The sequence below is a fragment of the Parabacteroides sp. PF5-6 genome (genome assembly GCF_029504695.1).
GTDB lineage: Bacteria > Bacteroidota > Bacteroidia > Bacteroidales > Tannerellaceae > QVMG01.
Genome location: NZ_JAQFIN010000008.1, coordinates 50,415 through 64,342 on the forward strand (window position 1 = coordinate 50,415; position 13,928 = coordinate 64,342).

The window sequence follows — 13,928 nt, forward strand, 5'->3', positions numbered from 1 at the left end:
CAGCCGCCGAACTCACGCATTCATATAGGGGGAAGGGTTATCAGGAATTAGATATATACTTTGTACGACTTATCCTTTATAACAATCAGGTAGACACCGCTATCCATCGGGATACGACTGACACCCGTCGGCAGGTCCTGTTTGACCAGCAGTTTCCCTTGCACATTGTAGATCACGATATTCTCCGGACTGTCGCTCACCAGCGTATTCTCGATCACCAGATAGCCGGGTTCCGTGTACATCTTCAGGCCGTCGATCAATACGATATTGCTCACCGTTCCTTTGTTGACTCCGGTGATCGTAAGGGTCACATCGCCGGTGATCGGACTGATCGTGAACTGCATACTTCCATCCGCCAACACCTTATCCGGTGCCTTCTCTACGCCGTTGACATAGAACACCATATTCTGAAGATTATAGCCTTCCAGCGCAGTGACAGTCACCGTCAGCGAACCGTTCTCCTGCACCACCGCATCCTTCGACGGATCGATCTTCACCCCTTCCACTTCGGGAATGCTCACCGTATAATAGGTCGCGTCCGGATCCGACTTCGTATCGACAAAGAGAGGAATAATGGCGCTGTTGTCCAGGGTATTCAGATCTCTCACCTCCGCGGTCTTCACGATGGCGTAGAGCGAGAGCGATTCTTTGGGTTGGTCAAACGTCAGGGGAATAACTACGCTTAGATTTTCATTGTCAGCATATAACTCCTCAGCGGAAAGCACTTGTACACTTGTCCCCGAATAAAGCTCTTCGCCCCGGATATCGGTATACAAGCCGAGGGTTATCTCTTCATCACCCGTCAGTGGGAACGGAGTATTATTGGCCACTTCCAATAGTACGGTTGTTTTATCTGCCAGCGTATTCGTACTCAGCCGTTTCACTCCCAGATCGATTGTACTCAGGTCAAAGCTTCCCGTACAGGATTCTCCCTCTAAACCACTATCTGTTCCATCGTCAAACACCGGAATAATCGCATAATCGACTGTTCCTAAAGAAGCCGGAATCGTATAGCCGACCTGAAGATCACTGGAATAGCGGGGCATAGCCATCGCTTCCACTACCTGTTCATCAGCTTCGCCAATCTTCACCTTTACGGCCTTAACCGGCAGGTATCCGTCGTTACCGATACTAAAGCCAACCTTCACTGCTGCTTCGGGAAGGATATTCGAGTATGGGAAATGCTCTGCCAGCAGGGTTACACTATTGGCATAGTCAATTTCAGCTTCCACAATCGAAGCACCCAGATTATCATTACCCAGGCAGGCAACCGCTTTGAGGGTATTATCCTCTACGTATCCGTCGTACGAATGTACCCGTACATCTTTGGGGATATCGAACACCTTAGTCGGTTGAGAGGTGTAGAATTGCTCATTATTTGTTCCCAACTTCGCGGCAAAGATAGCCGATTCGATCTGATCTGTTTGCTGGTTGATTTTTGATTCATTCCAAAGCACAGAGACATCCGAGAGCTTAGTTGCGTTTTCAGCCACAATCAACTGATAGTTCTGCGGGATCTTATTTGATAATCCGCCAAATCCGGAGATTCCGGCAGGCTTTCCATCTTTGCCGATCAGGGCGAAGTAGATATCTTCTTCCGCCGTCTCCGCACTTTTGGCCGTGAGGTAAGAAAGGATAAAGTTCTCGCCTAATGTTTTGATATTCGGACCATGTCCTTTTTTACCGGTATCGACAACTGTAACCTCTCCTTCCGGTGTTACGGAAATCAACTGAATGTATGCTTCTTCATTTTCAATCTTTTCAATGGCGATCAGGGCTATTCCATTCGCTGCCATCGCAATCGAGTAAGCTCCTACCTTATTCAATTCATTGATCGGCAACAATTCGTATTTCTTCCATTCCGTACCGTCATAGCGCGACATCACCAGATGCCCGTTTAGGGAGATCTCCATCTCGTCATCGACATCCAACGAACCTCTCGACCAGACCACACCGGCATGCGTCCCATTTATCGCCGCCTTAGGTTTCATATTCGCCATATCGTTTTCTGATAAATTGAATTTGTCTCCATTCAGCGATGCGATAATATCGATCTGCGAAGTATAGATCTGGATCAGTTCTCTATCGGTCATGTCTTCCAGATCATTCGGGTCGAAGAGACCGCTCAACTCTTCGTAAGCGACCAGAGAGTTCGTCCCCTGAGAAGCCGCGGATAAGTTATAGGCCGGAGTATCCACGTCTTCATCGTCTTCATCGAATTCCTTGGCAGAATTATTAGAATACACCATAATCCGATCGTCGTTGTAGTCTTTCGGATCATTAATCGCAGTATAGACAAACGTTCCATCTGTACCGACATATTGCGGGTTTGCATTTGACTCGACATCCTCGACAAGAGAGGTAAGTCCCTGTATCTCGGCACGAGTAAACACGTCTCCTACACGAGAGAAAGACCTGGTGGCGGTTTTCAGCGGATTGTTCGCGTTGTCCGGGAAATAGAATTCTTTATTCCAGTTGGCTAACTCCTTTACCTTTCTATCCGTCCAGAAAAGGAAACGCTTCTGAGCCCACAGGATAATGTAAGCGCGTAGATTGGTTTTGAAGCCTACCTGAGATTTACCTGCGTTATACGGTTTAAAGATGATTTGTTGTACGTGGGATCCTCCACCCCCGCCTTGCACACCGGCAGAAGCCTCCGCAATTAATAAATTCACACCGAAACCCAACTTCGCGTAGAGATCCAACTCCAGCTTATTGGTCAATACCAGATTGACCTTGATAGGATTCGCAGCATCCTGCATTTCCTGCGCAGAGGGTTTGGCCAACTTCAGTTCGGCTGACAATTCGCCGTCAACGCCAACTCCAAACACTACAATGAGAGAGAATGTGGAGTGGAAGCTGGCCGACATTTCCGCCTTAACTCCGATATCTACAAAATCAAGTTGCAACGAGGCTTCTGAGTTATTCGGGTTATACACGGCTTTTCCTGCCAGGAATCCTTTGAATCCAAGAAAAGCACCGGCGGAGAAGTAGCTGTTTGTCCCCTCGTAGCTCTTTCCTTCACTGAGCTGGCTGCTGATTTCATTAAACAAAGCTTCAAAGTCGGCTGCCAATGCGATTTGATCAGCAACCTTACCTCCGGGAATAAAATTGTGACTGTAAATACCTCTGACGATGAATTCATCGCCTTCTTTAACGATTTGTAAAGTAACGGGTAGTGTAGAAGGCATAGTCATATCAAAATTATCGAACGATTCCTTGAAGTCCTCACCGGCATCGACATCGCTCAGGTCATCGATCGATCCGCCTTCGTCCAAAGGCAAGGCCAGCTGTTTGGCTAAAGCGTTAGGATCGAAAGTCGTGTTCTTCAGGATGGGAAGGATAGTTTTACTATTAAAATTCGAATTATTCCAAACGGCAAGCTGAGCTTGACCTTGGCGATTGATATAATTATCTATATTGAAGGTTAATTCCGCATAATCATATTTAAAATTTTCGCTTTCAATTATTCGGCTAATCGCTACGGACTTTTGGTTATTGAGCAAATTTTTAGTATTGGACAATCTATAGCTGGTAAGATTAGTCGTTCCTCCTTTTGTTAATGGGAGCCAGGCTGTCAAGAAGGTATTCTTCGCTTCGTCGGTATAGCTAACCACATCATCCAGCGAGTAGTTTTGCAGGGATTTCTTTTCATTGTTTTCAGTCAGTATCGCATTGGCATGCTTGTCTAAGCGTTCTGTTCCTTTCAATATCACATTCGCTCGATAGCCATCCGACCGTTTGACAACCAACAACTGAGGCTGATAACCGTCTACCAGGATTTCCACATACTGCGTAAAAGTGCTGTTGTATGGTATGGATTTATGTAAGTCCAAGAAAAACGAGTATTTATTATCTTTGGAGGAATCAACCGTTCCGGGTTCCCCAACAACCTCGCCATTTTTATCGAGAGTCATATAATGGATCGTTGCCGGAGAGGTTATCACTTTTCCCGAAGCATCATACAACCGGATAACATAGTCGGGACGTCTCACTAGCGTTTTGGAATTACTGATCATCTTATCGAATGAGCCGGTCGATTTGAAAACGCTTCCGTGCCCAAGTGGCTTGACATCCGTGATGGTGGCGTAAACTAAATCATCTCCCGTGATTACTCCCCAAAGAGCAATGGATCCTTGCACGCCATCCGGCTCATAGAGGCAGAGATAACCGTTTCCACAAGTCACCTCACGGCTTTTCGTCTCTCCTTTGCCGTTTGTATATTCCACGTATACGAAGTTGTTGGAGTTGTATCCGGTAAGGTAATAACCATAAAGCTTGTTCTCAATATCAGCAAAATTATATTTATAACTCTTGGAATCTTTGCCTTCCCAGCTGAGTGTCAACGTTTGCTCGCCTCCCTTTAACGGATAATCCACACGGAAAGTACTGACATGATTCACCCCATAAGAGTAAGGCGTGTCACTGCCGTCGTCCAAAGTCAACGTGGCCATTCCCCAAGATTTCGGATAAGAGAAATGGAACATCTTGGAGGGCCAGTTTTTCGCGAGATAGTCATAAAGAGCATCGCTATCATAGTTATCCTCCAGATAAGTGCTCAATTGACTGGCATCAATCCCGCCAGCTACGTCATCCCAATTGTTTTTAAATTCGTTTGAGTTGAAGGATTTAAAGGATTCAAGCAACTGCTCGGTCTTTTTACTCTTTATCTGCGTGGTATGGGAATACAGGATATAACCCTTCGGATTAGTCACTTTGATTTGAATCTCCGTATAATCGTATTCGGTCGAAGGCTCATTAGGGGAATACTCTACAGTGAACATTCCGATTCGGGACAAGCCATCGGCTTCAGGCTCTGTCGTTGCTTCAGATCCATTGATCTTTCCTTCACCGATTTCCGATGACGACCAAGAGGTTACAACTCCAAATTCATTTACGTTACTTGCTGTATAGCCAGTTACAATATATTCAAATTCGAAATCGCCTTTCGAATCCAACCAGCCGACCTCATAAGTAACGCTGTTTTTGCCTTCACCATAAAACTCCTGCAAATTTTCTTCAGCGATTCGGATCCTTGGCTTAACCGGGTATAAGACATAAACCGGATATACAGCAGAACGTGTTCTATTTGGCATTATTTTTTGATTATTCTCCAACTCAACCTCAAAAGACACCTTATACACCGGTTTGTAATTGCCGTTTTCATCCTTAGAAGAATATTTTTTGAGTAAATCGCCATCATACGGAAAGTCATATTGGAAAACTCTGCCCGAAAAGCCTTCATCGTCTGCCCCTATGGTCACTTTCTTTTTCTCATTATCATCTTCATCATAAATAATTATTTCTGCTTTAGTAGGGCTCCAGCCCGCAACCTGGAAGTTATGATAAAAGTCGATCACTGTCTTCTCTTCGTACGGATGATTCTTGGGTGAAACACTAATCTTGGGCGCAACCCCTCCGACAACAACACGAAACTCCCGGATCAAGACCTCATCGTTGGGGTCTAATTTCAATTCGGCGCGCCGGGCCACTTCGTTACTGGTAAATCGGATAGTCGTTACTCCAGTCGCTTTGTTGTTCGGTTGCAGTAATCCTGTATTTTCATCAATCGTCGCCACTTCCGTATTCGAGCTTGTCCATTTCCCTCCACACATGGCTCCTTCGGGAGAGACAACGGCTCTTAACTGGTAGGTAGGGTAATCCGAATAGTCGTTCGCTTTGAAAATCAGATTATTTTCCGGCAATCCTCTCACTTCGATCGATTCTATCGGGTGTTCAAAATCCACTGTTCCCCGGGCATGGGTAAAAGAGGTATAAGCACCGTAAGGATAGACATAGTCGCCATAATACAGGCCTTCCACCCGTTTGAGTGTCCATACTTTAATCTCCGCGAAGACAGTCGAATCGGCCTCACTGGTATTCACCGGCACATCGAAGAGAAGCGTTGCTTCTTTGGTGTCCGGATTCCAGCCTTCTTCTTTAAAGGTATATTCCATCCCAAACAGGGTTATGCTGATATTATCTAATGCGTCTTGCAGGCTAGCCCGAAGATTATGCCTGATGTAATAGTCCATATTGGGAATATGGACTGTGATCTTTCCCAGTTCGTAGCCTAAGTAAGAACTTTTGGACACCTCCACGCTTTCAATCCGGGGAGGAGCCTGGAAGAAAAGAGTACCTGAATCCGAAAGTAAAAGGGCATCTTTCTCAAGAATGTATTCTGGAAATACTCCCGTATAAGTATCATTTTTAACTGCATCTTTCAGCTTATCTATTCCGATAAGCTGATAGTTATAAGAGGGAGCAGGCCTGCCACCCTCGGTGTTCTTACCGGCAAGCGTCATTTCTTCCGTCAATTTATGCAGGTAGAAACTCTTCCTACTCGTTTTCCCCACCCGGATCGGTGTCAATGCGATCTCATCGCTCTCCACCGCATCATCCAAAGTCGTTCCACGCCATTCTTTCAGTCGAAGCGTTTGATCGCTTTCAATCGCAACATGCCCGCTGAAGGAGGTACGGAATATAAGATATTGCCCAACGACCAATGCGGGGGCGACAGTAGCACTAACGTTTTCGCTTGTGCGCGCCGCCGCTACTGAACCAGTAGGGGTGAAATTGAGTTGAAGAAGTGATTGAGCTATTTTCGTTCGATTACAGGATGAGAAATAGACAAAAGCAACCTCCAAAGCTCCATCTATGTTAGAGTTCGGAATATCTAATTCTAACGTAGCAGTTGTCTCGCCGGCGCCAAATCGGATTTCTTTATCAGCCCTCCTACCGACCTCACGAAAAGATCCATCATTGCCACAACGAAGATGCGCGTCCAAGGTTACCGCGTAATCCGCTCCCAATCCTTTCTCCCGTTTCAGCTGAATAGAGATTTTACCACCGAGCTCCGCCGGATCTCCCATATCAATCACCCAGATATCGGGATTGTTCGGGTCGACTGCGCCTTCTGCAAAAGTAATGATATCCTCTGCGACCAGATGAGGATTGGGTTCCAGTTGAGCAAAAGCTATGGATTTACTCAACACGAATAAAACAAGGAGTAAGCTCCATCGTGTAAAAGATTGTTTCATATAAATCGTATTTAAAGGATGTATAAATGCAGTAATATTCACTCACGGTTATTTCTTCCGAATCTTCTTCTGGTATACGGAGATTCCTGTCGGGAGCAAATATAACATTGCCCTTCAAAGCCAAAGATGACAAATCGTATATTTGATATGACAAATAGTAAAAAAGAGCGGTTTATCCGATCAATTCCTTCTGTTGATGAAACATTCGGCGATAAGCGGCGGGGCTTATGTTGTAATGGGAATGGAATAGGCGGTAGAATGTGCGCACGGTATTGTATCCGCACATCAGTGCGATTTCTTCAATCGAATCATCGGTATTTTCAAGTAGTTTTTTGGCTTCCTCGAGCCGGAGGTGATTGATGTACTCCTGCAAGGTATTACCGGTAAGTGTTTTGATCGCTCCGAAAAGATAGCTTCGGTTGGTCGACAGTTCGGTGATAAGCGTTGGCACATCGATATCGGCCCGGGCAAAGTTACGGTCGGTCAGTAAGTAATCGCGCAGGGAGATGAATAACTTACGTTGACGGGCCAGCTGGGTAGGCCCTTCCTCGGTTAGCGCAGTCGGATCCCCTTCGGCAGTATCCGGCAGGAGTTGCTGTATATCATCCGCAATAAAGGCTTTTTCCTTTTCCCGCTTTTCGGCATCCTGCTCCATGATTTTCTGGAAGAGGGCGTAGTTTTTCCTTCGTTGCCGGTGGTAAAGAATCAGGACGATCGCCAGCAGCAGAAACGAGCAGAATAAGCCTCGCGAGATATGCATTATCCAGGTCTTTTGCTTTTGCAATTGCTCTTCTTTCTTTCCATTCTCTTCTTCATAGTTCTTTTGCTCCGCGTAGTTCAGGAGTTGGGAGTTGTAGATCTCTTCTTTCTCCGCCTGTATAGTAGCGATGGAATCGATATAAAGGGAAGCGATATCCGCCTGTTTTGTTTTCAGGTAATAATCGCGGTTCAAGGTATAATACACCTCCCAGTTCCGGATGGGTAGTCCGCCGGCGGTCAGATAGTCGCGTGCCTGTTCGAGCAGTTCGCGGGTGCGTTGCAATTCTTCCTTTTCCAGGAAGAGGCGGGCCAACTGAACGGCATATCCGCCTGCCAGGGGGAAGTCTTTCACCCGTAGGGCAAGCGACAACGCCTGGGCATACAAGTCCATTGCCCGGTTTTTCTCTTCGCGCAGGTTGGCGTTGGCGGCCAAGCCGCCGATCGCCACCGCGTCGTATGTATTCCGGGCCAATACATTCTCCGGGCTTTCGAGCATGGAGAGGTAAAGCGAATCGGAGAGTGCGTAGTCGCCCACATTCCGGTAATAATCGCCCAGGTAATCCCGGGCAATCATGATATTTCGGTTGTAGAAATGTCCGACAGGCCGATCCAAGGTTTTCCATAACAGCGGAACCGCTTTGTCGTAGAACCGGAAATTATAATAAATCAGTCCGATATGCCGGTAGAAGTGACCGGGCTCAATCAAATAATATTCGCCTTTCGCTTCCAGGCGCCCCACTGTTGCCAGAATCTCAGTGAATAGTTTGATCACTGGTAGTTTATCTTTCCCGATCCGTTCCGACACCAGGTTGGTCGGGAATCCACTGCAGAAGTATAATACCCGTTGCATCAGGCGGAGCTTCGTCTGCAGGTCGTGTTTGTGTTCGTACTTCTCGATAAGCGCCCAAGCCCTCTCCCAGGTCTCTTCGGTAAGTGGAGAGCGAAAGAAGATATACAAATCGAACACATCCAATTCGGCTTTTAGCGCTTCACTATGATAGCGGTCGATTGCTTTTACGATTTTTACCCGGTCGATCTCCCGCCTGGCCGGTCCATAGAAATCCACGATAAAATAGAAAAACCAGAGTTCCTCGGCAATTTCCTCCGGCTTACAGGTAGCTATCCGGTAGCAGAGTGAATCCAGATTATAATAATACATCACTCCATCATGGGCATAAAACACAGAGTCGGCTCCTTCGCCTTCACTGTTCAGCCACAAGCGCTTCTCATCTTCCCAATACCGATCGGAGAAACGTTCCGGTACGGGAGGAATAGAGGTCTCGGCCGACAATGGAGTGCAAACCCAGAGAATGATTACATAAAACAGGACGTGTAAAGTAATTTTTCCAAACATATTTTTTTCGATTCAAACCCTAATACCCCAGCTCAAAATCCTGCTCGACCGCCGGCAGTCCTTCTTCCATCCAGCGGGGCATAGGCGAGCCTTTGAGGTAGTGATCGAAGAACTGGAACATACGTTTCTGGAAGTCGATCCGGTTGGCCATCTTCATCGGCCAGTGGATCTCGCCCGGGTAGTTCAACAGCCAAGCGGGTTTCTGCAAACGTTTCAACGCCACGAAGTATTCGATTCCCTGGTACCAGGGCACATGGCCGTCGTTATCGTTATGCATAATCAGGATCGGGGTCTCGACTTTGTCCATGGCAAAGAGCGGAGAGCTTTCGACAAACTCCCGGTAGGCCGTCCAGGGCGTTCCGCCAATACGGCTCTGCGTATGTTCGTACTGGAACGAACGCGCCAGCCCCGTTCCCCAACGGATCCCGCCATACGCACTGAACATATTGACTACCGGCGCACCCGATTCGATGGCGGCAAAGAGATTGGTGCGCGTCGCCAGGTAAGCCACCTGATAGGCGCCCCAGCTATGTCCTTGCGCGCCGATCGCTTTCTCGTCGATATAGCCCTGTTGAAGCAAGGCAGAGATGCCCGGCATGACCGCGTTATAGCAGTCCGCGCCCGGTTGACCAACACTATAGACCACATCCGGGTTAAAGATGATATAGTCGTGGCTGTTGTACAAACGGTAGTCGATCGTCGAGCGATGCGCATCCGGCATCCGGTAATTGTAATATGTCTCCGCATTGCGCTCATAGAAATTGACGATCAACGGGTATTTCTTGTTCGGATCGAAGTCGGCCGGTTTATACACCACGCCTTCGAGCCGTTTGCCATCCATAGAGATCCAGGAAACCAATTCGGCCGTCCCCCATTTGAACGCTTTCTGCTGTTCGCCTTCGTGGGTCAGCTGTATCGCTTTCTTGAACGAACGGTTGGTCAGGTACAGTTCGGGATACTGTTCGAATGTTTCCGTAGTGTACACGATCGCATCCGCATTCTTTGCTTTTGTTGGCATACGCAACATAAAGTTACCGGCAAGCAAGGTCTTCGGAGTTGCAGGCGAAGTAAGTTTCACCTCATAATACCCCGAGCCTTTCGTCGTTTCGTTGAATCCGCTCAATAGCTGATTCTTGGACGTATCGATAAATCGCTCTTCCGGATCGAGCCGCAACAGACGATACTGCGTCTGTTCTTTCCGTCCGTTGACTGTCAGGTTCACCGGAGCCGCTTTCCCTTGCGGGTCAAAGCGCCAGATATCATAACGGTCATAGATAAGTAATTGTTTATCCTCTTCCGTCCAACCGGCCAGGCCATGCGCACGGGGGTAATCGGGTGTATCGTTATCTTCATCCCAGGCGGGGAACGACTGGGGCGTGGTCAGCCGATAGGTCTCGCCTTTGGCCAGATCCATCGTGTACCAGCAGCTATCGGTCGATTGATACCAGGCGGCATACTTACCGGCCGGCGAGATCCGCGGCATGGCAAAATCCGCTTCTTTCAACAGCTTGCGTTCGCCGGTCTCCAACGAGACCGTATAAATATCCTGGCGGCTGCGGTATTCCCACATCGAAGAGAGCGAATACGGCCGGGAGTTAAAGAGCAGAGCGATATCTCCTTTTTCGGGCAGAGCGATATCCGGTGTCTCTTCATTCGCCAGTTGGATGATTCTCCGATGGTTCAGGTTGTAGACGGCCTGAAAGCTTTTCTTCAGGTCGCGCTCTTTATTGAAGTTTTGCACGGTGTACTGCACCGGTTCGTTCCAGCTCCACACCTGCACATGGGGCCAGTCGTCGGCCAATCGGGTCGTATCTTTCTGTTTCGGTTCGGGAGCCGTACCGAAGAAAAGGCGGTCGCCTGCTTTCGAGAAACTGAGTCTCCCGTTTTCACTGATCACCCAACCGGCGGGAAACGCCGGGTTCGAACGGTCGGCAAGCCGTTCCGCCGGACGGCCGCCTTCCGCCATCCACAGGTCCATGGCATGCCAAGTGGAATCTTTCTCCGCGGCATAGAGGAAAGCCAGGCGATCGCCTTTTTCGGTAAGCGCCATCTGCTTGAACACGCCTTCTCCTTCTTTCACCAAATGCGAAATACCCGCCTGCGGATCAAAGGTATAGATCCCGGCTTTGACACCCAGCGTGTCGCCTTTCGATACATAATATAACACGCCGCTCTTCCGGGCAAACTGGAATTCCGATACGGCCGGATAGGTGTACGATTGATGTCCATCGAGTGAACGAACGATCAAGGTCGAATCTTTCTGTCCCCGCTGGTAAGCGATCCAATCTGCCTCTTCCGCCAGGCGATATGACTTCACGGAGTCGATCACCTCTTCACCACCTGCCAAATGCCGAATGACGAGGCTGTTCAATGGCATCTTGTCTTTTTTGGTCTTGGCGATCTTCAACGAGTCTAACACCGTTTTCGGTGTCGTTTTCGTCACCAATAAATAGGCAGAAGAAAAGCTGAACGCCGGTTTCTCGGCCGGTGCATACGTGCCAACCTCTTCCCCTTTGGCATTATACAGGCGGACCGTCATATCGCCTTCCCAGGGAGCAACGGTCGCCACCACCCATTTCCCGTCGTTCGAAAGCGCCCGTTCGGTGATCCGTTTCCATTGGACCAGATCGTCTACCGTAAAACTTCGTTGCGCAACCAGGAAAACAGGGAAAAGCAAGCCCAAACAAACAAACAGAGTGATTTTTCGAAGAAGTGTCATATCTTTAGCATTTAGTAATGGAATGAAAGTGCAATTTTAGCATTTTCTGCCCAAATAGCCTAACAAAACCGGTTCTTTCCGCAAAAAAGCAGGGCAGCATTTGTTATTAAAGCCAGATCGTGTATCTTTACCACACTAATTAAATCTAATTACTTCATTCGAATGAGCATATTTAATAAATTCCCGCGCACCTTTTGGGTGGCGAACACCATCGAACTGTTCGAGCGGTGGGCCTGGTACGGCTTCTTTATGCTGTTTGCCAATTATCTGACCGGATCTTCCGATATGGGAGGATTGGAGTTTTCACAAAGTCAAAAAGGGATTATCATGGGGGTCGGCACAGGCATCCTCTACTTCCTGCCGGTACTGACGGGCGCCATCGCCGACCGTTACGGGTACAAGAAAGTGCTCTCCCTGGCGTTTATTATCTATGCTTCGGCGTTTATCCTGTTCCCGTTGTTCTCGACCTTCACCGCCGTATTCCTGATCTATCTTTACCTCGCTGTGGGGGCGGCATTGTTCAAACCGGTCATCTCCGCAACGATTGCCAAGACGACGACCGACGAGACTTCGTCGATCGGCTTCGGTATCTTTTATATGATGGTGAATATCGGCGCTTTCTTCGGCCCGATGGTGACCCTGTTGTTCAAAGGCACTTCCCACCTGATCTTTTATGTGTCGGCGGGTATCATTATGATCAATTTCATTCTCTTGTTGTTCTACAAGGAACCCGGGCGGAAAGAGGTGGAAAAAGAAAGTTCGCTGTGGCAAACATTCGGTACGATATTCAAGAATATGGTCAGCATCTTCGCCGACCTGAAGTTCTTGGTGTTCCTCCTGATCGTCGCCGGTTTCTGGACGATGTATCACCAACTGTTCTTCACCCTTCCGGTCTTTATCGCGCAATGGGTGGATACCAGCGTGTTGTACTATTTCTTCGATCAGTATATTCCGTTTATCAGCGCGAACTACAGTCCGGCGCCCGGCGAGCTCGACGCGGAGTTTGTGACCAACTTCGACGCGATGTATATCATCCTGTTCCAGGTTATTGTCTCTTCGATCGTCATGCGCCTGAAGCCGTTGAAGTCGATGATGTCGGGTTTCTTGGTTTGCTCGATCGGCATGTCGCTGACTTTGGTTTCCCAGAATGTATTGTTCACGATCGTTGCGATCCTGATCTTCGCTTTGGGCGAGATGGCCGGATCGCCCAAGATCACGGAATATATCGGACGCATCGCACCTGCCGATAAGAAAGCGCTCTATATGGGTTATTCGTTTATCCCGGTCTTTATCGGGAACATCCTGGCCGGTATCATCTCCGGGGTTGTCTATCAACGGATGTCGGATAAGGTAACGATCACCGAACGTTTCGTTTCCGAGAAAGGTTTGCAGATACAGGAAGGCCTATCCACCAGCGCCTACTTCGATGAAGTGGCCCGCCAGGTCAGCCTCACCCCCCGCGAACTGACCAACCTCTTATGGGAGACCTACAGCCCCTCCGACCTCTGGATGGTGCTCTTCGCCATCGGCATGGCTGCTGCTGTAGCGCTTTATTTCTATGATCGGATGTTGTCGGATTAAGGGGGAAGGATCTTCCCATCTCACTCGATTTGCAACCTACCACAGCTCCCTTTTTCAAACTACCGGTAGTTTGCGCGCGAACTACTAATATTTTGTCGACAAACTACCGGTATTTTGTTCGCAAACTACCGGTAGTTTCTGAAGAAAATATTAACGACTTATTTTCAATGGGTTACAAATCCGCGAAATCCATTTGTATGGAAGAAGATTTGAAGGTTTCTGAACTCTGATTTTGCTGATTAAATGATCTGCTATGAGTCAGGTTTTGCATATTAACCAGTAGTATCTAAGCTCCTCTCCTGGACAGGAGAGGGGGACCGCCGCTTGCGGTGGTGGAGAGGTTGTCTTTGTAAGGTGGCTATATACCAAAAATTCCTAAATAGGAACAACCACTCCACCGCTGCAAGCAGCGGTCCCCAACTCCCCTCCTGCCTGAGGAGGGGTGGCGCGCCAAAGGCGTGACGGGGTGGTGGGA

4 protein-coding genes are annotated in these 13,928 nt (G+C 48.2%); 1 reads left to right on the forward strand and 3 read right to left on the reverse strand.

What is annotated here, in order from left to right; translation table 11 throughout:
• Positions 1-47: 47 nt before the first annotated feature.
• The 3 genes from M2133_RS10715 to M2133_RS10725 form a co-directional block, all read right to left on the reverse strand.
• Positions 48-7,040 carry an Ig-like domain-containing protein gene (locus tag M2133_RS10715; RefSeq protein ID WP_277466121.1) on the reverse strand — a complete coding sequence of 2,331 codons (6,993 nt, stop codon included), beginning with the start codon at positions 7,038-7,040 and terminating at the stop codon, positions 48-50.
• A gap of 172 nt (positions 7,041-7,212) precedes the next feature.
• Positions 7,213-9,153 (reverse strand): AraC family transcriptional regulator, encoded by a 1,941-nt coding sequence (locus M2133_RS10720; RefSeq protein ID WP_277466122.1) that lies wholly within the window; start codon positions 9,151-9,153, stop codon positions 7,213-7,215.
• 19 nt (positions 9,154-9,172) lie between these two features.
• The gene (locus tag M2133_RS10725; RefSeq protein ID WP_277466123.1) at positions 9,173-11,872 is read right to left on the reverse strand and encodes a prolyl oligopeptidase family serine peptidase; all 2,700 of its coding nucleotides are present in this window, start codon (positions 11,870-11,872) and stop codon (positions 9,173-9,175) included.
• A gap of 162 nt (positions 11,873-12,034) precedes the next feature.
• On the opposite strand from M2133_RS10725, the gene M2133_RS10730 reads away from it, so the two are divergent.
• Positions 12,035-13,453 carry an MFS transporter gene (locus tag M2133_RS10730; RefSeq protein WP_277466124.1) on the forward strand — a complete coding sequence of 473 codons (1,419 nt, stop codon included), beginning with the start codon at positions 12,035-12,037 and terminating at the stop codon, positions 13,451-13,453.
• Positions 13,454-13,928 lie beyond the last annotated feature (475 nt).